This is a genomic window from Nocardiopsis flavescens (assembly GCF_900141985.1).
Classification (GTDB): Bacteria; Actinomycetota; Actinomycetes; order Streptosporangiales; family Streptosporangiaceae; genus Nocardiopsis; species Nocardiopsis flavescens.
This window is the reverse complement of the sequence record NZ_FQZK01000008.1, coordinates 42,202-65,225: the sequence shown is the minus strand read 5'-3', so window position 1 is coordinate 65,225 and position 23,024 is coordinate 42,202. Positions and strand designations below refer to the sequence as shown.

General features: G+C 77.2%; 21 protein-coding genes. 20 read left to right on the top strand and 1 reads right to left on the bottom strand.

The genetic code is table 11. The annotated features are described in order from the left end of the window. Positions 1-1,046 precede the first annotated feature (1,046 nt). Complete coding sequence (locus tag BUE45_RS14970; RefSeq protein ID WP_073379939.1) at positions 1,047-1,631, bottom strand: helix-turn-helix domain-containing protein; 585 nt, start codon at positions 1,629-1,631, stop codon at positions 1,047-1,049. A gap of 309 nt (positions 1,632-1,940) precedes the next feature. On the opposite strand from BUE45_RS14970, the gene BUE45_RS14965 reads away from it, so the two are divergent. From BUE45_RS14965 to BUE45_RS14870, 20 genes are all read left to right on the top strand, one after another. Next, entirely contained in the window at positions 1,941-2,453 is a 513-nt protein-coding gene (locus BUE45_RS14965) for a cupin domain-containing protein (RefSeq protein WP_218619546.1), read from the top strand. Between the two features lie 118 nt (positions 2,454-2,571). Continuing rightward, on the top strand, positions 2,572-3,192 hold the full coding sequence (locus tag BUE45_RS14960; protein ID WP_073379938.1) for a TetR/AcrR family transcriptional regulator: 621 nt from the start codon (positions 2,572-2,574) through the stop codon (positions 3,190-3,192). 121 nt (positions 3,193-3,313) lie between these two features. Next, positions 3,314-4,066 (top strand): SDR family NAD(P)-dependent oxidoreductase, encoded by a 753-nt coding sequence (locus BUE45_RS14955; RefSeq protein WP_073379937.1) that lies wholly within the window; start codon positions 3,314-3,316, stop codon positions 4,064-4,066. Beyond that, on the top strand, positions 4,060-5,022 hold the full coding sequence (locus tag BUE45_RS14950) for a helix-turn-helix transcriptional regulator (RefSeq protein ID WP_073379936.1): 963 nt from the start codon (positions 4,060-4,062) through the stop codon (positions 5,020-5,022). The genes BUE45_RS14955 and BUE45_RS14950 overlap by 7 nt, the downstream gene beginning before the upstream one ends. A gap of 480 nt (positions 5,023-5,502) precedes the next feature. Further along, complete coding sequence (locus tag BUE45_RS14945; protein WP_073379935.1) at positions 5,503-5,811, top strand: hypothetical protein; 309 nt, start codon at positions 5,503-5,505, stop codon at positions 5,809-5,811. Between the two features lie 243 nt (positions 5,812-6,054). Further along, positions 6,055-7,068 carry a Gfo/Idh/MocA family oxidoreductase gene (locus BUE45_RS14940; protein ID WP_073379934.1) on the top strand — a complete coding sequence of 338 codons (1,014 nt, stop codon included), beginning with the start codon at positions 6,055-6,057 and terminating at the stop codon, positions 7,066-7,068. After that, positions 7,052-7,930 (top strand): sugar phosphate isomerase/epimerase family protein, encoded by an 879-nt coding sequence (locus BUE45_RS14935; protein WP_073379933.1) that lies wholly within the window; start codon positions 7,052-7,054, stop codon positions 7,928-7,930. The genes BUE45_RS14940 and BUE45_RS14935 overlap by 17 nt, the downstream gene beginning before the upstream one ends. Further along, entirely contained in the window at positions 7,927-9,207 is a 1,281-nt protein-coding gene (locus tag BUE45_RS14930) for a M20/M25/M40 family metallo-hydrolase (RefSeq protein WP_245833208.1), read from the top strand. Before BUE45_RS14935 ends, BUE45_RS14930 begins: the two co-directional genes overlap by 4 nt. Further along, positions 9,204-10,343 (top strand): Ldh family oxidoreductase, encoded by a 1,140-nt coding sequence (locus BUE45_RS14925; protein WP_073379932.1) that lies wholly within the window; start codon positions 9,204-9,206, stop codon positions 10,341-10,343. The genes BUE45_RS14930 and BUE45_RS14925 overlap by 4 nt, the downstream gene beginning before the upstream one ends. Beyond that, positions 10,340-11,257: a Gfo/Idh/MocA family protein gene (locus BUE45_RS14920; protein ID WP_073379931.1), complete on the top strand. Its 918-nt coding sequence runs from the start codon at positions 10,340-10,342 to the stop codon at positions 11,255-11,257. The genes BUE45_RS14925 and BUE45_RS14920 overlap by 4 nt, the downstream gene beginning before the upstream one ends. Further along, positions 11,254-11,724, top strand: coding sequence for a DUF6917 domain-containing protein (locus BUE45_RS14915; protein WP_073379930.1), 471 nt, complete (start codon positions 11,254-11,256; stop codon positions 11,722-11,724). Before BUE45_RS14920 ends, BUE45_RS14915 begins: the two co-directional genes overlap by 4 nt. A 155-nt stretch (positions 11,725-11,879) precedes the next feature. Then, positions 11,880-12,410: an EF-hand domain-containing protein gene (locus BUE45_RS14910; RefSeq protein WP_073379929.1), complete on the top strand. Its 531-nt coding sequence runs from the start codon at positions 11,880-11,882 to the stop codon at positions 12,408-12,410. A 152-nt stretch (positions 12,411-12,562) separates the two neighbouring features. Continuing rightward, entirely contained in the window at positions 12,563-13,711 is a 1,149-nt protein-coding gene (locus BUE45_RS14905) for a DegT/DnrJ/EryC1/StrS family aminotransferase (RefSeq protein WP_245833206.1), read from the top strand. Further along, entirely contained in the window at positions 13,708-14,856 is a 1,149-nt protein-coding gene (locus tag BUE45_RS14900) for a DegT/DnrJ/EryC1/StrS family aminotransferase (RefSeq protein WP_073379927.1), read from the top strand. The genes BUE45_RS14905 and BUE45_RS14900 overlap by 4 nt, the downstream gene beginning before the upstream one ends. Further along, the gene (locus tag BUE45_RS14895; RefSeq protein ID WP_073379926.1) at positions 14,853-15,845 is read left to right on the top strand and encodes a UbiA family prenyltransferase; all 993 of its coding nucleotides are present in this window, start codon (positions 14,853-14,855) and stop codon (positions 15,843-15,845) included. The genes BUE45_RS14900 and BUE45_RS14895 overlap by 4 nt, the downstream gene beginning before the upstream one ends. Then, positions 15,842-17,182, top strand: coding sequence for a protoporphyrinogen/coproporphyrinogen oxidase (locus BUE45_RS14890; RefSeq protein WP_073380058.1), 1,341 nt, complete (start codon positions 15,842-15,844; stop codon positions 17,180-17,182). Before BUE45_RS14895 ends, BUE45_RS14890 begins: the two co-directional genes overlap by 4 nt. Beyond that, a complete protein-coding gene (locus BUE45_RS14885; RefSeq protein WP_178378547.1) occupies positions 17,179-18,786 on the top strand; it encodes a class I adenylate-forming enzyme family protein in 1,608 nt (535 codons plus the stop codon). The genes BUE45_RS14890 and BUE45_RS14885 overlap by 4 nt, the downstream gene beginning before the upstream one ends. After that, on the top strand, positions 18,783-20,429 hold the full coding sequence (locus BUE45_RS14880) for a CoA transferase (protein WP_245833203.1): 1,647 nt from the start codon (positions 18,783-18,785) through the stop codon (positions 20,427-20,429). Before BUE45_RS14885 ends, BUE45_RS14880 begins: the two co-directional genes overlap by 4 nt. Positions 20,430-20,538: 109 nt before the next feature. Next, on the top strand, positions 20,539-22,143 hold the full coding sequence (locus BUE45_RS14875; RefSeq protein ID WP_073379924.1) for a class I adenylate-forming enzyme family protein: 1,605 nt from the start codon (positions 20,539-20,541) through the stop codon (positions 22,141-22,143). Continuing rightward, positions 22,140-22,943 carry a class I SAM-dependent methyltransferase gene (locus tag BUE45_RS14870; protein WP_073379923.1) on the top strand — a complete coding sequence of 268 codons (804 nt, stop codon included), beginning with the start codon at positions 22,140-22,142 and terminating at the stop codon, positions 22,941-22,943. Before BUE45_RS14875 ends, BUE45_RS14870 begins: the two co-directional genes overlap by 4 nt. Positions 22,944-23,024 lie beyond the last annotated feature (81 nt).

The window sequence follows — 23,024 nt, the reverse complement described above, 5'->3', positions numbered from 1 at the left end:
CGGGGGGAAGGCGGGGGGCGATGTGTGCCACGGTCTCTCCAGAGGACGGCGTGTCGGGCCCGGGCGGCCTGGGGCCGCAAGAGGGGGCTGTCGCACGCACGGCGGGGGACCCGGCGGGTCCCGGGCCTGTGCGGCAAGGGGCGCCGGAACTGGATCGGCGCCGCCCGCCCGCCGGGACGAGGGGAGAACGGCGGCACGGGGGCGCCGACCGGGCGGAGCCACACGGCGTACGGGGGGAACCGGAACCGCCGGGTGGTCCGCCGCGGACCGGTTCGGGCGCCCCGCCGCGGTGCCGGGAACGCCGGCGGGTGCAGCGGGACGGCCTCTCCGGAGCAGGGGAGGGCCGATGGGTGCGGCGGGGACGAGAACCGCGCACCCCGAGGCGGCACGCCCGGGTATCCGGGCTCTCGCGCGCCACCTCGATGTTGGAACGTTTGTGTTTGCTTGTGGTTCGGTTGATTTTATGGAGTTCGTGCATGTGCCGTCAAGGTGTTCCGTGCCGGTGGGACGTGCGCCGCAGGGGCGGGGGACCCCCGGGGTGCACGGCGCTCTGAGACCCCCTCGGGCCGGCCACCGGCAGGGTCCCCCGGAGGGAGCCCGTGGGGGCGGGGATGCCGTGGGCCGGGCCTGGCGGCCGGTGTGTTTCGCGGACCCGTGCCCTGTTCGGGTCGGCGGCGGTCGTTCGCGCGGTGCGCCGGTCCGGGGCCCCCGGTGCCCGGTGCGTTGTGCGCACCCGTGTTCCGTCCGGGCCGGCGTACCGGCCGCGGGACCCGGCTCCGCCGCATGACGCGCCGGAGCCCGGCCCCCCCCTTCGAGGGCCGGGCTCCGGTCGCGGGGCGCCGCGCGGGCGGACCCGGGTCAGGAGGCGGCGGTGCCCGCCGCGGCCGTGCTCTGCGTGGTGCGGTACGTCCGGCCACAACAAGGCCGTGCTCGGAGCGCATCCCGGTTTGCTCACAACGAAAGAAGGGGGGTGCGGTTACTGCCCGGGGGGCGACCGGCAGGCCCTCCCGGCGGCGGCCCCGCCCCGGGCGGGGCCGCCGCGCGGGTCACGGCGGGGGCTGCGCGCCGCCGTCCCCGTTGCGGTGGCCGCGGCGCGCGTCGCGGTCGAAGATCCCCAGGATCTCGCAGGGCCCGCCCTCGGCACCCAGGGCGTGCGGCAGCATCGTGGGGAACTCCGCCGCCTGGTCGGTCTCCACCCGCAGGCGCCGGTGGCCCAGCATCAGGGTGGCCGTGCCGGACAGGACCACCAGCCACTCGCGGCCCGGGTGCGCCCGCATCCGCGCGGGGTCCTCGGGCGGCGGTGCGGTCAGCCGCTGGCGCATGACGGTCATCCCGGGCTCGGCCCGGATGGGCCAGCGCAGCAGGCCGTGGGCGCCGTCGATCATCGGGCTGAGCACGACGTCGTCCGAGGCGGTCTCCACCAGCTGGTCCAGGGTCGTGTCCAGGGCCCGCGCGAGCGTGACCAGGCTGTCCAGGGCCAGGCGCCGCTGCCCGTTCTCGATGCGGCTGAGCGTGGACTGGCTGAGCCGGGCGCGGGTCGCCAGCTCCTCCAGGGACCAGCCCTGGGCCACGCGCAGGGCGCGGATGCGTTTGCGCACCAGGCCGTCCAGGTCGTCATCTTCTTGCTTCATGGACAACAGTTTATGCCTCGAAGGCAAATTCGGGTCGGTGCCGTCCCTGCCGTCCCTGCCGGCCCCGGGCCGGCCGGACCGGACCGGACCGGACCGGCGCGCGGGACGTGACGCCGGGCCCCGCGGGGCCCGTGCGCTCCCGCCGGACGCGGGCCCGCGGGGGAGGGGGCGGTGCCCCGCGTCGAGGTCAAGTGATATGCCATGTATTGAATGCACATGGGGTAACCTGAATTTGCGCCCGGAGTGGCCGCCTTCGGAGCACCCCGGTCCGGCGCACGCCCCTGCGAACCCGAGAAGAGAGACGCCCCCGTGAGCGAAGCGATCCAGAACCCCGCCGCGAGCCCCACCGGTGAGGGGCGCACCTTCGTGCTCGGCACGGAGATGCGCACCACCATCCTGACCACGGGGGAGGAGACGGGCGGGCGCTTCGACGTCACCGACTCCGTCCAGGTCCCGGGGGCGCGCACCCCGCTCCACCTCCACACCCGGTACGAGGAGCGCCTCTACGTCACCGAGGGCTCGCTGACCGTATGGCTGGGCGAGGAGACGCACCGGCTGGCCCCGGGCGACCACCTCACCATCCCCCTCCGGGTGCCGCACGCCGTGGAGTCGGGGGAGGAGGGCTCGCGCGCCCTCCTCATCACCTCCCCGCCCGGGTTCGCCGAACTCATCGCGCGTACGGCCACCCCCGCCGACCAGGCCACGGACACCACCGAGATCGACCTCGAACTCTTCGCCCGCGTCTCGGAGGAACTCGGCGACGTCGTGCTCGGCCCGCCCGGCGCGGTCCCCGCCGACCTGGAGCGCGACGGGGCCGCCTAGCGCCGGTCACCGCCGTGCCCCGGACGGGGCCCCGTCCCGGACCCGGGCGGACGCGCTCCCCGCGGTCCCTCCCCGCACCGGGGAGGGACCGCGGGGCCGCCGCCCCTAAGGTCGGAATGTGACAGAGAGCCGTGCCTACCACTCGCCCCGCCGCCGGCAGGAGGCCGCCAACACCCGCAGGGCGGTCCTCGACGCGGCCCTGCGGCTGTTCGCCGACCGCGGGTACGACCGCGTGACCGTGGCGGAGATCGCGAGCCGCGCCGGGGTGGCGACCAAGACCGTCTACGCCAGCGTGGGCGGCAAGCCGGACCTGCTCAAGGAGGTCATCTCCGCCGCGGTCGACGAGTCCCGCGGCCAGGGCACCGCGGACCTCGTCCGCGCCTGCGACGACCCCCGGCGGATCGTCGAGCTGATCGCCGAGGGCACCCGCGGGGACAACGAGCAGCACCGGGACCTGCTGGCCGTCACCCACGCCGCCATGAGCGCGCACCAGGAGGAGGCCGCCGCGCTCTGGGAGCGGACCACCTCCCTGTACCGGGCGCTCCTGGCCGAGACAGCCGAGCGCCTGGACGGGCTGGGGGCGCTCCCCGAGGACCTGTCGGTGGAGGAGGCGTCCCAGATCCTGTGGTTCTGCTTCGGGATACCCGCCTGGCGGACCGCGGTCCACGACTTCGGCCTGGACTGGGACGCCGCCCAGCGGTGGCTGCTGCGCCGGGCCCTCGCCCTGCTGCTCCGCTGAACCGGGCGGGGCCGCCGCCGGGCCGGAACCGGGCCGGGTGCACCGGCGGCCCGTACGGAGTCGGAAGAAGTCCGCACGCGCGCCCATGGCCCCCCGCCGCCCCCCGCAGCACACTGGAGCCATGGCAGAACACCCCGCCCCCGCCCCCGCCGCCCCGGACCGGCCCGTCGCCCTGGTGACCGGCGCCGCCCACGGTCTGGGCCTCGAAGTGGCCGTGCAGCTCGCCCGGCTCGGAACCGACGTCCTGGTCGGAGCGCGCGACCCCGACCGGGCCGCGTCCGCCGTGCGGGGCCTGGCCGGTGTCGACGCGCTCCCGTGGCCGCTCGACATCACCGACCAGGACTCCGTCGACCGGGCGGTGCGCACCGTCGAGGAGACCCGCGGGCGCCTGGACATCCTCGTCAACAACGCCGCCGCCCACCCCGACCACGGGGCGGCCGTGACCGGCCCCGACCTGGATGCGGCGGCGCGGACGGTCGGCGTCGACCTCATCGGCACCTGGCGGATGACCGTCGCCGCCCTGCCGCTGCTGGAGCGGTCGCCCCGGCCGCGCGTGGTCAACGTGGGGTCGGGCGCGGGCTCGCGCACCGACCCCCGTTACGGGACCGCCGTCTCGGGCGGGGGCCACCCCGCCCACGCCTTGGGCAAGGCGGCGGTCCACGCCCTGACCGGCGTCCTGGCGGCCGGGCTCGCCGACTCACCGGTCGTGGTCAACGCCGTGTGCCCCGGCTTCACCGCCACCGTCCCCGGCGCCCGGGAGGCGGGGGCCCGGGACGCGGCCGAGAGCGCCCCGGGCGTGGTCTGGGCGGCGACACTGCCCGACGACGGACCCCGGGGCGGCCTCTTCCGAGACGGCGAGCCGCTGGGATGGTGACGCCGCCGCCGGGCGACCCCCTCGCGGACCTCCTCCACCGCTCCGCGGTCGGTGCCGAGGTTTCCGGGGGGTTCACGGCCACCGCCCCCTGGGTGTCCCGGGGTGCGGTGGCCGCGGACGTCAAGGTCATCGCGGTCCTGCGCGGACGCGCCGTCCTGAGCAGCGACGGCGGGGCCCCGGTGGAGCTGGAGGAGGGCGACGTCGCCGTACTGGCGCGCCGCTCCCGGCTCGTGCTGCACAGCGCCCCCCGGCAGGGGGCGCCCCGCGAGATCCCGCCCCCGGTGGGGTGGGAGGGGGCCGGGGGCCGGGACGGGGACGCCGCAGGCCTCCCGGACACCGTGGTCGGCGGGCACCTGCGGATGGGGCCCACCGGCCGCGAGCCGCTGCTCGCGGGCCTGCCCCCGCTCACCCGCGTCCGCGGCGCCGAGCCCGGGGCGCGGCGGATCCGGACGGTGCTGGGGCTCCTGCTCGATGAGGCCGCCGCGGGGGAGGCGGGGGCCGCCTTCGCCACCGCGCAGTACGCGCGGCTGCTCGCCCTGGAGTGCCTGCGCGCGGCAGTGCGCGGGGACGGCCTGCCGCCGGGGTGGCCGCGCCTGCACGCGGACCCGCGGCTGCGGCCCGCGGTGCTGCTCCTGCACGGGGACCCCGGCCGGTCCTGGCGGCTGGAGGAGCTGGCGCGGGCGGCGGCGATGTCGCGGACCGCGTTCGCGGAGCGGTTCCGCCGCACCGGCGGGCTCACCCCCTTCGCCTACCTGCGCCGCTGGCGCGTCCTCGTGGCCGAGCACGCCCTGCGGACCGGCGACACCGGCGTCGGGGCGCTGTCCGCGCGGCTGGGCTACGCGTCCCCGGGCTCGTTCAGCACGGCCTTTCGCCGCGCCACCGGCCTGTCGCCCTCGGGGTACCGCCGCGCGCACGGGGGCCTCCCCACGGACCCGGAGCGGCCGGACCCGGGATGACCGGGCCCGCCCGCCCCCGCGCCGGGCCGCGCGTCTGGCCCGCCCCCGCGCCGACGCCACCCGCCCCCGTACCGCGGCCCCGTGTCCGGCGGCACGGGGCGCCGCGCCGGGCGGAAGGGGCCGGGCCGCGGGGGAGCGCCCCGTTTTCGGTCCGGTGCGAGCACCCCGGCCGGGGGTATCCGGACACCGGCGCCATCCGGGCCGGGGAGGGGAGGGAACGGTCCTAACCTCCCGCGCCCCGGTGCCCGCCGCCGGTGGTCCGCCCGTCCGGGGCGCGGGGCCGCCCGCCCTCCTTTCCCCGGCCGATTCCCTCCGGTGGGACCGTTCGGGCATCCGCGCGGGTCCGAAAACAAGGTCTTTCTCTTTTTGCTTGCGGGGCCCCCTCGATTCGGAGAGGATTGGCGCGGTGATCCTCCGTGTCATTGGCGCGCTAGGGGGTCATTTCCATGAATCGCGTACGAAATGAGAGAGGATGGTGGAATGAGGGTTCTGTCCACCGCGTTCGCCCTCGCCCTGGGGACCGCGCTGCTGGGGGCCGCCCCCGCCCACGCGGCGACCGGCGAGGTCGTCGTCTTCACCACCGAGTTCGAAGACCTCATGCGCTACCCGGACCCCGCGTCGGGGAGCTGCACCGTGCTGCCCCGGACCGCCCACGTGCTGGTCAACCTCACCGACGCGGAGGTGACCATGCACGCCGGGCGCGGGTGCTTCGGCCCCGGCGTCACGGTGTCCCCGGACCGCGGCTGGCACGCCCCGCCGAGCGGCCTGTTCAGCTTCTCGGTCGCCTGACCTATCGGAAGAAATCCGGGCATTGACGGGTGAAATTCTCCCATCATGACGGATTAATCTTTGTCGGATTTCTCATTCCGGTTGTGGAACGCGGTTCCCCGGATTTCGGTCCCCGAGAACCCGTTCCACTCCTTGACGCCATTTCCACCACGGGGCCAGTCTGTCGTTCCGTTCGATGGTTCCGCGTGCCCGAACCGGGCCGCGGAACGACGGGGACCGCGAACGGAAAGGTGTCCTCCCTCCATGCTGCACACCCTCATCGTCGGCCTGGGGAGATCCGGACGGGGGCTGCACGCGCCGTCGCTCGCCAAGGCGCGGGCGGCGGACCGCCGCCTCTTCGCCCCGGGTCCGGTGATGGGCCACGACCCCCTGCGCACAGGGGCCGAGGGGGTGACGGCCGTGGCCTCCCTGGAGGAGGCCGCGCGCCGCCTCCCGCCCCGGCGCACCGTGGTCCACCTCTGCACCCCGCCCCACCTGCGGGCGGAACCCCTGGAGCGGCTCGCCCGCCTGGGCTACCGCATGGTCATCGTCGAGAAGCCCCTCGCCCTCGACCTGGCCGAGCTGGCCGCCATCGCGCGCCTGCGCCGCCGCTGGGGCCTGCGCCTGGCCGTGGCCACGCCGTGGACGGCCAGCGCGCTGAGCGCGCGGCTGCTGGCGGCCCGCCGCTCCGGGGCCTTCGGGCGGCTGCGCTCGCTCACGGTGGTCCAGCACAAGCCGCGGTTCACCCGGAGCCTGGAGACCACCGGGCACCCCACCGCGTTCGACGTGGAGGTCCCGCACGCCCTCGCCGTCGCGGTCGTGCTCGCCGGGGACGCCGAGGTGGCCTCCGCCGGGCTCGACGACATGGCCGTGGACGGCGTGCGCCTGCCCGGCCTGGGGGCCGCCCGCCTGGACCTGGTGCACCACACGGGGGTGCTCACCCGCATCGAGTCCGACCTCACCGCGCCGCTGCGCGAGCGCCGCATCGTGCTGGAGTTCGACGAGGCCGTCCTCACCGGCCACTACCCGTGCAGCGACGCCGACCACACCGCGCAGCTCGCCGTGGCCGCCCGCGGGCGCGAGCCCTCCCGGTCGGTGTTCACCGACGACGCCCTGACCGCGTTCCTGCGCCGCTGCTACGCCCGCTACTCCCGCCCCGGCCGCGACCTGGGCGACCTGCCCGTGCACGTGGAGGCGGTGCGGCTGCTCACCGAGGCCAAGGACCTGTGCGCCCGCCGGGCCCTGGAGGAGGAGGTGGGCAGTGTCGTCGGCGCCTGAACGCCCCCGCCCCGCGGGGATCGGCGACGAGGCCGCCCCCGGGCTGGACGGCCAGCTCGACGCCCTGCGCGCGCTCGGCTGGGACCTGCTGGAGCTGCGCACCCTCAACGGGGTGCCCGTCGCGGCCCTGCCCGAGGACGCGGTGGTGCGGACCGCCGCGCGCATCCGGGACGCCGGTGCGACGGTGGTCGCCGTCGCCGCCAAGATCGGCGACTGGTCCCGCCCCGCCACCGGCGACTTCGCCGCGGACGTGGCCGAACTCGACGCGCTGGTCCGGCGCTGCGCCCTGCTGGGGACGCGCACCGTCCGGATCATGTCCTATCCCTCCGGCGGCCTGACCGCGGCGGAGTGGGGGCGTACGGCCCGCGCCCGCGTGCGCGAGCTGGCCCGCCGCGCCGAGGACGCCGGCCTGCTCCTGGTGCACGAGAACTGCGCCGGGTGGGCGGGCGAGGACGCCGACCGCGCCCTGGACCTGCTCGCCCACGCCGACAGCCCGGCGCTGCGCCTGCTGTTCGACACCGGCAACGGCGTCGCCCACGGCTACGACGGCCCCGCCATGCTGCGCCGGATCGCCCCGCACGTGGCCCACGTCCACATCAAGGACGCGGTCCGCACCCCCGGCGGCGACACCGCCTACGTCCCGCCCGGCCGGGGCGAGGCCGGGGTCGAGGAGTGCCTGCGGATCCTGGCCGGGCACGGCTACCGGGGCGCCCTGTCCATCGAGCCCCACCTGCACCTGCGCCCCCACCTGCTCGCCCGCGGCGGCGACCCCGGCCGCGGCGACGTCGCCGCGTTCGTGGACTACGGGCGGCGCCTGGAGGAGCTGGCGCACCGCGTCTGGAGCGCGGAGGGGGTCCGGTGACCCTCACCGACGGCGACCTCTCCCTGCTGATGCGGCTGCTGGAGACGCCCACCGCCGGCCCGCTGGAGGTCGGCCCGGGCGGTCCGCGCCCCCGCCTGCGCCAGGCCCAGGACGACTACGCCCGGGCCGCGGCGCCGCTGGGCTTTCGCACCGTGCACCACGCCCCCGCAGGCCCCGGCGACCTGCGCCCGCCCGGGGTGCCCGCCGCGGTGCGCGAGGCCGCCGCCGACCCTGGCTTCCTGGAGTGCCAGCCCAGCCTGGTGCTGCGCCTGGGGCCCGACACCGTGCCGCACGGGCGCACCGCCATGTTCAACGTGCACCTGGACACCGTGGCGGGCGGCCCGCCCGCATCCCGCGAGGGGGACCTCGTCCGCGGGCGCGGAGCCGTCGACGCCAAGGGGCCCGCGGTCGCGCTGCTGGCGGGGGTGCGCGCCGCCCTGGAGCGCTCGCCCCGCCTGGGCCGCGACACGGCGGTCCTGGTCCAGGCCGTCGCGGGGGAGGAGGGCGGCGCCATGGGCGTCCTGGGCACCCGCCCCCTCGTCGCCCGCGGGTACACCGGCCGCCTCAACGTGTTCTGCGAGCCCACCTCCGGGCGGTACCTCACCCGCTCCACCGCGTCCATGACCGCCCGGGTGTCGGTGCGCGGCGACGACGCGATCGACGACCGCCCCCACACCGGGCACAACGCCTCGGTCCTGCTGGGGTTCCTGGCCCACCGGATGGGCCGGGCCCTGGACGCGCACGCCCGCGACGGGGCGGTGTGCGTGGCCGGACTGCACACCGGCACCCTGCACAACCGGGTGTACGGCAGCGGGGACCTGCTGTTCAACCTCTCCTACGCCGACGCCCGCGCGGGCCGGGACCTGGAACGGGCGGTGGCCGGCGCGTTCGACACCGCGCTGGAGGAGTTCACCGCCTCCTTCGCCTGCACCGCGCTGTTCGCCCGCACCGCCGCCGACGCCCGCGCCCTGACCCGCCTGGACTGGCCCAAGCGGGGGCTGCCGGTCCTGGACGACCGCGACCCCTGGGGCCGCGGCCTGCTGCGCCGCGCCGGGGTGCCGCCCTGGCCGGCGGACGAGCCCGCCTTCACCTGCGATGCCATCTGGATGGCCGGGGTCCCCGACGCCTGCACGGTCGTGCTGGGCCCGGGGGACCTGGCCGCCGACGGGGCGCACGGCGACGCCGAGCGCGTCCGGCTGTCCGACCTCGACGGGTTCGCCGACACGGTGGCCCGCCTGCTGACCGCCTTCACCGACGAGACGAACGGAGACCGGTGACCACCCTCTCGCACGAACCGCCCGGGGCCGCCCCGGCGGGGCCGCCCGTCCTGGCCGACCACGACTCCCTGCTCTCCTTCCTCACCGCCGTCTTCCGGGACCGGGGCCTGCACCCGGAGCGGGCCGCCGCCTCGGCGCGCGCCCTGTGCCACGGAGACCTGACCGGGATGGACTCCCACGGGGCCGCCAACCTCACCCGCCTCTACCTGCCGCTGCTCGACGAGGGCCGGGCCGACCCGCACGCCGAGCCCCGGGTCGTCACCGACCTGGGGGCCGCCGTGCTGCTCGACGCCCGCCGCGCCCTCGGGCTGTGGTCGGCCTCGGAGGCGATGGAGCTGGCCGCCTCCCGCGCCGAGCGCCACGGCGTCGGCGTGGTGGCGGTGCGCGGCGGCACCCACCTGGGCTGCGCCGGGTACCACGCGCTGCGGGCGGTCGAACGCGGCATGGTCGGCCTGGTCGCGAGCAACTGCGGCGGGCAGCGCATCGCCCGGCCCCCGGGCGGGGCCGCGGCCCTGCTGGGCACCAACCCGCTCAGCGCCGCCGCCCCCGCCGGGGGGCACCCGCCCTTCCTGCTGGACATGAGCACCACGGCGGCCCCCACCGGGCGCATCCGCCAGGCCGCCCGGGAGGGGCGGCCGGTCCCGGAGGGGCTGCTGTGCGACGACCGCGGAGCCCCGGTCACGGACCCGGCCGAGTTCGACGCGGGGCGGGCCCACCTGATGTGGCTCGGCGGGGAGCCCGGACGGTACAAGGGGTTCGGCCTCGGCCTGCTGGTGGAGGTGCTGTCCGCCGTCGTCTCCGGCTCCGGCCGCGGCCCCGCCCCGCAGGCCCTGGCCGGGGACGGCGGTCCCGGCGGCAGGGACGACGACATCGGCCACCTCCTGCTGGCCCTGGCCCCCGACGCCCTGCGCGAGGGGGCCCTGGGGGACGCGCGGGAGCTGTTCGGCACGGTGCTGGACTGCCCGCCCGCCGACCCCGCGGCGCCGGTCCGCTACCCCGGATGGCACGAGTACCACCTGGCGCGCGAGCGGCGCGAGCGGGGCGTCCCCCTCGCCGCGGGCCTCTACGCCGAACTCGCCGACCTGGCGGGGCGGACCGGCCTGGCCGCCCCCCTGGTCCTGGGGGAGGTCCGATGAGCCCGCTGCGCGTGGGAGTGGTGGGGCTGGGGGTGATCTCCCGGTTCCACCTGGAGGCGCTGGCGTCCTCCCCGGAGTGGGACCTGGCGGCCGTGTGCGACCTGGCACCCTCCCGGATCGCGTCCCCGCCGCCCGGCGCGGTCGGCTACACCGACCACGTCCGGATGCTGGAGCGGGAGCGGCCGGACGCGGTCGTGGTCACCGCGCCCAACGACGTGCACGCCCGGATCTGCGCGGACGCGATCGCCGCCGGCGCCGCGGTGTGCGCGGAGAAGCCGCTGGCCCTGGACCTGGCCGAGGGCGAGGCCCTGGACGCCCTGGCCCGGGAGCGGGGGGTGCCGCTGTTCACGGCGTTCCACCGCCGCTACAACTCCCGGTTCGCGGAGCTGCGGGAGCGGGTCGCCGGCCGCACGGTGACGGACGTGACCGTGCGCTACCTGGAGCGGATCGAGGAGCACGCCGGGGACGACACCTGGTACCTGGACCCGTCCCGGTGCGGCGGCGGCTGCGTCGCCGACAACGGGCCCAACGCCTTCGACCTGGTGGAATCCCTGCTGGGCCGGGCCGAGGTGGTCGGGGCCCGGGTGGAGCGCGACGCCGCGGGCGTGGACCGGCGGGCGGACATCGCCCTGGCGGCCGGGCCCGCTCGGGCCCGGGTGCTGCTGGACTGGTCACACCCCGGGGAGTGCAAGGACGTCGAGGTGCGCACCTCGGACGGGCGGGTGTGGACGGCCGACCTGCTGGCCGGGCGCCCCGCCTTCAAGGAGTCGCTGTGGCACGAGTACGAGGGCGTCGCCGCCGACTTCGCCGCCCGGGTGCGCGCGTGGCGGACCGGCGACGGCGCCGGGGTGTCGGCGCTGCGCCTGGTGGACGAGGCCTACCGCGCCGAGCGCCGGGAGAGGGTGGCGGGGTGAACCCGTACGAGGACGGGGCCAAGCGCCCGGTGACCGCCGTCCTGGTCAAGGTGCTGGTGCACCGCAGGACGGACCGGGGCATGCGGGTGGAGCCGTTCGCGAGCCGCTGCGTGCGCGCGGGCGAGGTGCACGAGCTGGTCGCCACCGACCACACCGAGACCGCGGAGGGGGCGCGGATCGACCGCGTGGGGTTCCTCGGCTTCGCCGAGATCACCGCCGCAGGGGTCCTGGACCGCGGCGACGAGGTGTGGATCGGCCCCCGCCGGGTGGGCGTGGTGCTGGGGTTCGACGCCTGCCACACGCCCAACCACTACAACGTCCTGATCCACGCCGACCCCGTTCCCACCGGACGCGACCTGGAGCTGCGTCCCGAGGAGCGCGTGGTCTTCCGGCAGGGGAGTGCGCGGGCCGTGGCCGCCCTCTTCTCCGCGCCCTTCGCAGAAAATGTCGAAGAATGTCCGATATAAAGTTTTGCGAATTTCGATGATCTTCCTTGGGAAGGTTTTTGCCGGTCCCTTGCGGGGGTAATATGAGAAAGGGATCGGGCGCCCGCTCGGGAGCCTCTCGATTCTCCTTTGGGGCATTCCCCTTTCCTTTCCAATTCCTTTTTTCAGGAGAGACCATGAGCGTCGCCACCAAGGCCAACGGCCGCCTCGAAGAGCGCTTCAACCTCTGGGACCACAACGGCAACGGCGTGATCGAGCGCTCCGACTTCGAGCAGGAGATCCAGGGCATCCTCGACCGCTTCGGCGCCGACCCCCAGGGTCCGGGCGCGGCCGGCCTGCGCGCCGCCTACCTCGGCCTGTTCGACCGCCTCGCCCGGGCCGCCGGCACCGAGCAGATGAGCAAGGACGACTTCATCAGCGCCGCCGAGAGCGAGATCGTCAGCCGCGGCAACGCCGGCTTCTCCGAGGTGCTCCAGCCCACCATCCAGGCCATCATGGGCATCGCCGACACCGACGGCGACGGCGAGATCAGCCCGGTCGAGCTGGAGCGCTGGTTCGCGGCGATCGGTCTGAGCGCCGACCAGGCCGGCGAGGCCTTCAGCCAGATCGACACCGACAACGACGGCCACCTCAGCGTCGGCGAGCTGGTCGCCGCGGTGCGCGACTACCACCTCGGCAAGAACGACATCCCGCTGCTGGGCGTCTGAGCCCCCTCGGGCGCAGACCTCCTCCCGGCCCGGCCGCACCCGGGTGCGGCCGGGCCCCGCACCCCCCTCCCCCGCCCCCTGCCTGGACGGAGCACATGAAGTCGACACTCACCTCCCCGACCTCCGGAGAACGGGACGGGGAGATTTCCGCCGTGCCATTCTTCGACCAATCGGAAACCTTTCGAAGAATATGGCCGGAGATCCGGAGTAATTGTATTCGGGTCCTGGACGACGGAAAATTCTCGCACGGTACCGCGGTCGCGGACCTCGAACGCGCACTGGAGCGGTACACCGGCGCCCGCCACGCCGTCGGCGTCAACTCCGGGACCGACGCGCTCGTCCTGCTGCTGCGCGCCGCCGGGCTGCGCCCGGGCGAGGAGGTGATCGTCCCCGCCTACACCTTCGCGGCCAGCGCCACCGCCGTCGTGCACGCCGGGGGCGTCCCCGTCTTCGCCGACATCGAGGAGCACGGGTACGGCATCGACCCCGACTCCGTCGCCGCCGCCGTCACCGACCGCACCCGCATGGTCATGCCGGTCCACCTCTTCGACCGCCTCGCCGACCTGCGCGGGGTGCACCGCGTCGCACGGACCCACGGGCTCACCGTGGTGGAGGACAGCGCCGAGGCCGTCGGCATGCGCGCCGGCGGCGCCCACGCCGGGCTCTCCGGGGCCGGCGGCGTGCTCTCCTTCTTCCCCGCCAAGACGCTGGGCGCCGTCGGCGACGCCGGGGCGCTGCTCACCGACGACGACGCCGTCGCCGAGACCGCGCGGATGCTCCGCCACCACGGCCGCTCCGGGCGCACCCTGGCCGCCTTCCCCGGCATCTCCAACCCGACCGTCGTCACCGGCGGCAACAGCAAGATGGACGACCTCCAGGCCGCCGTCCTGCTCGCCAAGCTCGACCGCCTGGACACCGACATCGAGCGCCGGGCCGTGCTCTCGCGCCGCTACGACGACCGCCTGCGCGGCCTGCCCGGCGTGCGCTCCGTCCCCGGCGACCTCCCCGTCCGGCCCGGCGAGAACCGGGTCGTCTACGTCCACCTCATCGAGGTCGACGACCGCGACGGCCTCGCCGCCCGCCTGGCGGACGCGGGCATCGGCACCGAGGTCTACTACCCCCGCCCCCTGCACCTGCAGCCCTGCTTCGCGCACCTGGGGTACCGGGCCGGCGACCTGCCCCGGGCCGAGGCCGCGTGCCGCTCCGCCCTCGCCCTCCCGCTCTACGCCGACCTGTCCGAGAGCGCCGTCGACCGCGTCTGCGACGAGATCGCGCGCCACCTCACCGGGGGGTCCCGATGACCGTGACCGCCGAGCGCCCCGCCGTCCCGTTCTTCGCGCCCGACCTCTTCGAGGCCGACCGCGAGGCCCTGCTGGAGGCGCTGTACGAGGTCGGCACCGACCCGGAGCAGAAGTTCATCCTGGGGCGGCGTACCGCCCGGTTCGAGGACGCGCTGCGCACCCGCCTGGGCTCCGCCGACGCCGTCGCCTGCTCCAGCGGGACCTCCGCCCTCACCCTGGTCCTGTCCGCCCTGGGCGTGGGCCCCGGCGACGAGGTGATCGTGCCCGCCTTCGGGTGCGCCCCGCTGGCGAGCACCGTCCTGTCGGTGGGGGCCGTCCCGGTCTTCGCCGACATCGACCCGGCCACCCTCACGCTGGACCCCGCCCGCGCCGAGGAGCTGGTCACCGACCGCACCCGCGCGCTGATGCCCGCGCACATGTTCTCCTTCATGGCCGACATGCCCCGCCTGCGCGACCTGGCCGCCCGGACCGGCCTGCGGCTCGTCGAGGACTCCGCCCTCGCCCAGGGCGGCGTGCTCCGCGGCACGCCCGCCGGGCGCTGGGGGGACGCCGGCGTCTACTCCTTCGTCCAGGTCAAGGTGTTCGGTATGCCCGGGGAGGGCGGGATGGTGCTCACCGACGACGCCGCCCTCGCCGGACGGGTGCGGATGCTGCGCAACCACGGCCAGGACGGCCGCAACCGCTTCCTGCACCACCACGTCGGCCACAACAGCCGGTTCGACGAGGTCATGGCCGCCTTCCAGCTGCACCGCCTGGCGGGCCTGGAGGAGCGCGTGGCCCGCCGCACCGCCATCTGCGACCACTACTCGCGGTCCTTCGCCGACCTGGCCGGGGCGGGCGTCACCGCGCCCCCCGCCGGCGGGGACGGCCGCTTCCCCTACGTGTACACGCTGCTGTGCGAGGACCGCGACGGACTGCGCGCCCACCTGGCCGCCGCGGGGGTGGACACCCACGTCTACTACCCGCGGACCCTGCCCGAGCAGCCGGCCTTCGCCCCGTACGCCCCCGCGGCGGGGGCCCCGCCCCGCGCCCGGGACGCGGCGCGCCGCAACATCTCCCTGCCCCTGTACCCGCACCTGGCCGACGCCCGCGTCGAGCAGATCGTCTCCGCGGTCCGCGCGTTCGCCCTCGGGAGGAAACCATGACCGACCACATGACCGCGCCGCCCGCCCCGGCGGGCGCCCCCGCGACCGCGCCCGCGCGCCGCCCCGGACCCGGCGTCTACGCCCGGCTGGCCAAGCTCGACATCGTCGACTACTACATCGGCCTGCCGCTGGTGTTCGCGATGACGCTGCCCCTGCTCGGCCCCGGCCCGGACACCCTCGGGTTCCTGCTGCTGGTGCTGCTCGCCGAGGTGGCCGTGGTGGCCGCCATGGTCTCCTTCGACGACGTCACCGGGTACCGCGACGGCTCCGACGCCGCCAACTACGGCTCCGACGCCGCCCGCCGGCGCCTGGCCCGCAAGCCCCTGGTGGCCGGGACCCTCACCGAGCCCCAGGCGCTGCGCTTCGGCCGCGCGGCCACCGTCGCGAGCGTCCTGCTGTGGACGGCCGTGGTGGCGCTGGCCCCGCACCGGCCGCTGTGGGCCGTCGTCGGCGCCGCGCTGTGCCTGGTCGCCTCGGTCCAGTACTCCTGGGGGCTCAAGATCAGCTACCGGGGCTTGCAGGAGGTCTTCCTGGTCGGCCTGGGCGTGGGCTGGGTCCTGGTGCCCTACGGCCTGCTCGTCGGGCACGTCGACGGCTTCGTCGTCGTGCAGGCGATCGTCTTCGGCGGCGGCCCGATGATCTTCGGCCTGTACTCCAACACCAACGACGCCGACGGCGACCGCTCCGCCGGGCGGATCACCGTCGCCGCGCGGGTCTCCCCGCGCACCAACGCGGCCTTCATCATCGGGATCACCCTGCTGGAGACGCTGCTCGTCACCGGCTCGCACCTGCTCGGCATCGCCCCCTGGTGGTTCCCGGCGGCCCTGCTGCCCGTCATCGCCCTGCGGGCCGTGCAGCTCTACACCGGGTTCGTCCTCGGGGACATCCTGCGCGCCCGGCGCACGGCCATCCACACCCACCGGGTCACGGTGGTGCTGCTCATCGCCGCCAACCTGGCCGCCCCGATGCTCCCGGCCACGCCGTGGTGACCGGCACCGACGTCATCGTGGTGGGCGCAGGGCCCGCCGGACTGGCCACCGCGCACCTGCTCGCCGCCGCCGGGCACGGCGTGGTGGTGCTGGAGGCCGCCGACGCCGTGGGCGGGCGGATGCGCACCCTGCGCGCCGACGGCCACCTCATCGACACCGGCGCGGAGATGATCCCGTCGGCCGACGCCTACCCGGCGACCTGGCGGCTCATCCGCGCCACCGGCCTGGACGCCGACCCCGGCGCCGTCCCGCTCGTGCGCGACGCCCTGTCGGTGTGGTGGCGCGGCCGGGCCCGGCGCCACGCCGGGCGCCCCCTGGGCCTGCTCACCGGCATGGGGCTCTCGCCCCGTGCCCGCCTGGACCTGGTGCGCCTCCAGCTGCGCCTGGCCCGGGCCGGGCTGGACCCCGAGCACCCCGAGCGCGCCGACCCCGGCGGGGAGACCGTCGCCGACCTGCTGCGCGACCACCACCCCCAGCTGCGCGAGCGGCTGCTGGGCCCGCTGGCCGCCGGGTTCTTCGGCTGGACCCCGCGGGCCGCCGCCGCCCCCTTCGCCGCCCACCTGTGCGCCGCCGGCAGCACCGCCACCTGGCGCACCTACCGCGACGGCATGGACACCCTCGCCCGGGCCCTGGCCGAGGGGCTCGACGTGCGCACCGGCCACCCCGTCACCGGGGTGAGCGCCGGCCCGGACGGCGTGCGCGTGGACTCCCCCCGGGGGACGCTCACGGCCCGGTCGGCGGTCCTGGCCGTCCCCGCCCCCGTCGCGGAGCGCCTGCACCCCGGCGCGCCCCCCGTGGAGCGCGCCTACCTGCGGGCCTGCGGGTTCGCGCCCATGCTCCGGCTGTCCGCGCTGCTGGACGCGCCGGTGGCGCCGCGCGGCGCGCCCCGGGGCTTCGCCGTCCTGGTGTCCGACGACCCGCTGCTGGGCGTGGTCACCCTCGACCACGCCAAGCACCCCGGCCGGGTGCCGCCCGGCCGCGGCATGATCTCGCTGATCACCCGCCCGGAGGGGACCGGCGCCCTGCTGGACGCCCCCGACGAGGAGGTGGGCCGCGTTCTGCTCGCCCGGGCCGAGCGCGTCCTGCCCGGTGTGACGGCGCGCGTGCGGCGCACCGTCGCGCACCGCTTCCGCCACGGGCTGCCGCTGCCGGGCCCCGAGGCGCTGGCCGCCCGGCCCGCGTTCACCGGACGGCCCCCCGCCGCCGTCGAGTACGCCGGGGACTGGACCTCGCTGCGCCCGTGCAGCGAGGGGGCGGTGGCGTCCGCGTTCACCGCCGCCGAGCGCACGGCGGCCTTCCTCGCCCAGACCCGCGAACCGACCCTGATCGAGGCATGATGCTACCGAGCAAGCCCCTCCACCTGGGGACCCTCTTCGACGACCTGGTCGAGCGGGGGTCCACCACCGCGATCCGGCTCAGCCGGCCCCTGGACGCCGCCCCCGAGGCCGGCCTGGAACTCGACGTGGCCGGCGCCGCCGGCCTGGTGCGCCGGTTCGCCGGGTGGTTCGCCCGGGCGGGCGTGCGCCCCGGCGACCGGGTGGCCATCGTCAAGCGCAACCACTGGGACTACGTGCTGCTGGCGTGCGCCGCCGCGCGGCTGGGAGCCGTGCCCGCCTCGCTGTCGGGCCACCTCGCCCCCGAGACCCTCGACACCCTGCTGCGGCGCCTGGGCCCCGCGCTGCTGGTCACCGACGCCGACCTGCTGCGCGCCGCCTACGCGGCCGGCCGCGACCTCGGCGGCCGGGCCTCCCGCACCCTGGTCGTGGACGGCGGTGTGGAGGGCACGCTGTCCCCGGCCGACGTCCGCGGCGGCACGGCCCCGCCCCCGCGCCGCCCGCACCTGGACGCGCCGCTGGCGGTCATGCACACCTCCGGCACCACCGGGACCCCCAAGCTCGTCGTGCACACCACCCGCACCCTCATGCGCAGGCTGGCCGGGTTCGAGGCGCACCGGTGGCCGGTCCTGGGCAGCCGCCGCGACGACACCGTCGCCACGTCCATCTCCTTCGCCCACGGCCGGGCCCTGGCCTGGACCGCGGCCGTGCTGTGGCTGCGCCCCGCGGCGGTCTCGCTCATCACCGACCCCGACTGGGACGAGGCGGGGCCGGCGCTGCACCGGCACCGGCCCACCACCCTGGAGGCCCAGCCCGCCACCCTGGCCCGCTGGCAGCGCCGCCTGAACCGGGAGGCGGCGGCGTTCGAGCGGGTGCGGCTGTTCGTCAGCACCTTCGACGCCGTGCACCCCTCCACCGTGCGCGCGTTCCTCAACGCCAGCGGGCGCCGGGCGCCGGTGTGGATGCAGGGCTGGGGGCAGAGCGAGACCGGCCCCCTGACCTTCCGCTTCTTCACCCGGCGGTCCCTGTCGGGCAGCCAGGACGTCGACCCCACCACCCGCGACCTGGGCCGCCCGGTGCCCGGCCGGACCCGGCTGCGCGCCGTCGACCCCCGTACCCTGCGGCCCCTGCCACCGGGGGAGACCGGCCTGCTGTACTGCCGCACCGAGGCGCTGTGCACCGGCTACGTCGGCGAGGAGGGCCGCTGGCGCGGCAAGCTCCTGGGCCAGTGGTGGAACACCGGCGACCTGGGGTCGATCGACCGCACCGGCGCGGTCCGGCTGGTCGACCGGGAGGTGGACTCCCTCGCCGAGGGCGGCTGCCTGGAGATCGAGGACGTCGTCGACGAGCGCCTGCCCCAGGTGCTGGAGTGCGTCGTGCTGGGGGTTCCCGACGGCCCGCCCGTCCCGGTCGTGGTCGTGGAGGGCGCGCCCCTGGACCCGGGGGTGTGGAAGGAGGCCGTGGCCGACCTGCCGGCGATGGCCGAACCCGTGGTCATGGGCTGGGACGACCTGCCCCGCACCGGCACCGGCAAGGTCCGGCGCGGGACCCTGCGCGAGCACCTGGGCCTGCCCCGCACCGCCGCCGGGACGGGACGCTGGACGTGACCGCCGCGACCGCGGCGGCCCCACCGCTGGCCGGTACCGCCGTCCGGGCGGCGGGGGACGCCCCGCCGCTGCGGGTCGCGGTCTCCCGGCTGCGGGCGCTGGGCTGCGCGGTCGAGGAGGAGCCCGGCGGCACCGCCCCGCCCGGCCTCGCCGGGCGGCTCCGCCTGGAGGGGACGGGCGCGGGGTGCGACATCGCGTGGTCGGAGCCCGGCGCCGGCCTGGAGGACGAGCGCGCCGTCCAGGCCGCCTGCGGCCTGGCCCACCTGCACGGGCGGGCCCGGGGCGGCCCCCGGTTCCTGCCCGTGGACTACGCGTCGGTGTGCGCCGGGGTGCTGGCGTCCCAGGCGGTCGCGGCGGCGGCCCTGGCCCTGGACCGGGGCGGGCACGCGCTGCGGGCCTCGGTGTCGGTGGCGGGGGCGGCCCTGCTCGCCGTCGCCCCCTACGCCGCCGCCGAGGCCGCCGCGCGCCGGGAGAGCGCGCCCGGCCCCGGCACGGGCACCGTCCCCGGGCAGCCGCCGCCGTTCCGCTCCGCCGACGGGGTGCGCTTCGAGGTCGAGACCCTGGACGCCGACGCCTGGCTGCGGTTCTGGGAGGCGCTGGGCGCGCCCCGGGAGGCCATCGCCGCCGGGTGGGCGCCCTTCCAGCGCCGCTTCGCCACCGCCGAGTGCCCCCTGCCCGCCGCCCTGTTCGCGGTGCCGGCCGCCCTGCCCTTCGCCGACACCGCCCGCACGGCCCGCGCCTGCGGGGTGGGCGCGGTCCCGCTGCGCCCGCCGGAGGAGGTCCGCGAGCGGGCGCCGGAGTCGCCGTGGCGGCTGGGCCCGACCGGGCCCGCCGGGGCCCTGCCGCCCGTGCCGCCCCCGGGGCGGGGACCCCTGGCCGGACTGCGGGTGGTGGAGGCCACCAACCGGGTCCAGGGACCGCTGGCCGGCCTGCTGCTGACCCTGCTGGGCGCCGACACCGTGCGCGTGGAGCCGCCCGGCGGCGACCCGATGCGCGGCGTCCCGCCCCTGGCCGGCGGGCTCTCCGCCCGCTTCGCCGCCCTCAACCACGGCAAGGGCGCCGTCGAGCACGACCTGGGCACCGCCGCGGGGCGCCGCGCCGCCGCCGCGCTGGCCGCCGGGGCGCACGTGTTCCTGTACAACTGGCCGCCCGGCCGGGCCGAGCGGTTCGGCCTGGGCGCCGACGGCCTCGCCGCCCGCGCCCCCGGCCTGGTGCACGTCCACGCCGACGGGTGGGCCGGGGAGGAGCCCGCGCCCGGCACCCCCGCCACCGACTTCCCGGTGCAGGCCCACGGAGGGGTCGCCCACCTGCTGGCGGACGGGGCCGGGCCCGCGCCGTCCCTGGTCACGCTCACCGACGTGCTCGGCGGGCTGCTCGCCGCCGAGGCGGCGCTGGCCGGGCTGCTGCTGCGTTCCCGCGCGGGCACCGGGGCCCGCGCCCGCACCGCCCTGGTGGACGCCGCCCGGCTGCTGCGCGCGGCCGGCCGGGGCACCGCCCACCTGCCCCGGACCGGCACCCCCGCGGCGGCCGACCCGGTGGCCGCGGCCGCGGCCTTCCCCGCGGCCTTCACGACAGTCCACGGGGTCGCCCTGCCCCGCGCCCCGTGGACGTTCGCCCCCGCGGGCGGGGGGAGCGGCCGGTGACCCGGCCGCCCCGCCCCGCTCAGCGGGGTGCGGGCCCCGCGCGGCCCGTGTCCCCACCGCCCCGTGCGCCCCGCGGAACCGCCGCGCGGGCGCACCGACTGGAGGAACGATGACCTGGACGTCCTCGACGGGACTGACCCTCACCGACCTCGTCCCGGCGATGCTGCGCGCCCGCTGGGTGCGGGAGGGCCCGTGTCCCGGGCGGGACCTGTACTCCCTGTTCCTGGACCGGGTGCGGGAGGACCCCGGCCGCGAGGCGGTGGCGGACGCGCGCGGGAGCGAGGACCGCGCCGGGCTGGCGGCGCGGGTCGGCCGGGCCGCCGCCCTGCTGCGCGCCGCCGGGTGCGGCGAGCGCGACGTCGTCGCCCTGCTGCTGCCCGACGGCCGCGACGCCCTGGCCGTCGAACTCGCCGTCGCCGCGCTGGGCGCGGTCTCCCTGCCGGTGCCCCACGGCCGCTCCGCCGCCGACGTGTCCTCCCTGCTCACACGGTCGCGGGCCGCCGCGGTGGTCACCGACCGCGAGGACGTGCGGGGCGCGCCGGTGCTGCGCGCGCGGCCCGGCGCCCTGGACCCGGACGGCCCGTACGCGGACGCGCGGGTCCCCGGGCCGGCCGCCCCCGACGCGGACTCGCCCGCCCGCATCCTCGTCTCCTCGGGGTCGGAGGGCGAGCCGACCATGATCGCCTACGGACACAACGCCATGGCCGGGGGCCGCGGCGCCTACGCCCGGGCCGTCCTGGGCGGGGGGGACGTCCGCCTGCTGCTCCCGGTCCCGCTGGCCTCCTCGTTCGGGTCGCTGGGCCTGGTGTCCCTGGTGCGGCTCGGCGCGACGCTCATCGTCCCGGGGGAGTTCGACCCCGACGCGCTGCTGCGCTCCGTCGGCCTGCACCGGCCCACCCACCTGGCCGGGGTGCCCACCATGCTGCGGCGGGTCGCCCTGGCGCGGGGGGAGGCCGACACCTCCTCGCTGCGGGCCCTGGTCTCCAGCGGCGCGCCGCTGCACCGGGAGGTGCGCGACCTGTGCGAGGAGCGCTTCGGGCGGCCCGTGGTCAACGTCTACGGGTCCACCGACGGGGTCAACTGCCACACCGCGGACGATCCCGCCGCCTGGGAGCCGGGGGTGGCCGGGCGGCCCGACCCGGACGTGTGCTCGATCCGGGTGTGCGACCGGCTGGGGCGTCCGCTGCCGCCGGGGGAGACGGGGGAGATCCTCGCCCGGGGGCCGATGACGCCCCTGTGCCACGTCGCCGACCCCGTGCTGGACGCGCGGCGCCGCACGCCCGGGGGGTGGGTGCGTACCGGCGACCTGGGCCGGATCGATGCCGACGGCACCCTGCGGGTGGTCGACCGGCTGCGCCGCAGCGTCATCCGCGGCGGCGTCACGCTCTTCCCCGCCGAGGTGGAGCGCGCCCTGACCGCCCACCCCGCCCTGGCCGAGGCCCAGTGCGTGCCGGTGCCCGACCCGGACCTGGGCGAGCGCGTGTGCGCCTGCGTCTGCCCGCTCCCGGGGGTGGACCCGCCCTCGCCCGGCGAACTGCTCTCCCACCTGCGCGAGGGGCACGGCGTGGACGTGCGCGCCCTGCCCGAGCACGTGGTGTTCCTGCCCGCCCTGCCGCTCGGCCCCACCGGGAAGGTGTGCACGGACACCCTGACCCGGATGGCCGCCGACGCGGTCCGCGGCCGACCGACCCTACTCTCAGGAGGCCTCCGATGACGGACACCGCCACCGCCGTACCCGGCTACGTCTTCGACAACCACAACAGGAACGCGCACGACCAGCACCGCTTCCTGGCCGCCGCCTACGACCCGCTGACCACCCGCAGACTCGCGGAGACCGGGGTAGGGCCGGGCTGGCGCTGCCTGGAGGTGGGGGCCGGGGGCGGCAGCGTCGCCCACTGGCTGGCCCGCCGGGTCGCCCCCGGCGGCTCGGTGACCGCCACCGACGTCAAGCCCGACCACATCGCCCCCGCCGAGGGCCTGGAGGTGCTGCGGCACGACATCGTGCGGGATCCGCTGCCCGAGGGCGCCTTCGACCTCGTGCACTCCCGCCTGGTGCTGCTCCACCTGCCCGAGCGGCTCCGCGTCCTGGACCGGCTGGTGCGCGCCCTCAAGCCGGGCGGCGTGCTCCAGCTGGACGAGTTCGACATCACCTACGGACCCTCCCTGCTCATGCCCGACGCTGGCGCCCGGGCGCTGTACGAGCGGTTCCTGGACGCCAAGGTCCGGCTGATGGAGCGGGCCGGGGCCGACCCGGCCTGGGGGCGCGGGGCCGCCGAGGCCATGCGCCGGGCGGGGCTGGTGGAGGTGGACGCGCACCCGCACCTGGAGCAGTGGGACGCCGGCTCCGCCGGGGTCCACCTGATCTCGCACCACACCCGCCACCTGCGCGACGCGTTCGTGCGGGAGGGGATGACCGACGGCGAGCTGGCCCGGGTGCGGGACCTGCTGGCCGACCCCTCGTTCCGGGCCTGCTCCTGCGTGACCTACTCCGTCCAGGGGCGCAAACCCCTGTGAGGCGCGGGCCGCAGGCCGGCGGCCCGCCTTCCGGTGCGGTGCGCACCGCGGGCCCCCGGGCCGCGGCGCGCGCCGCCGCGC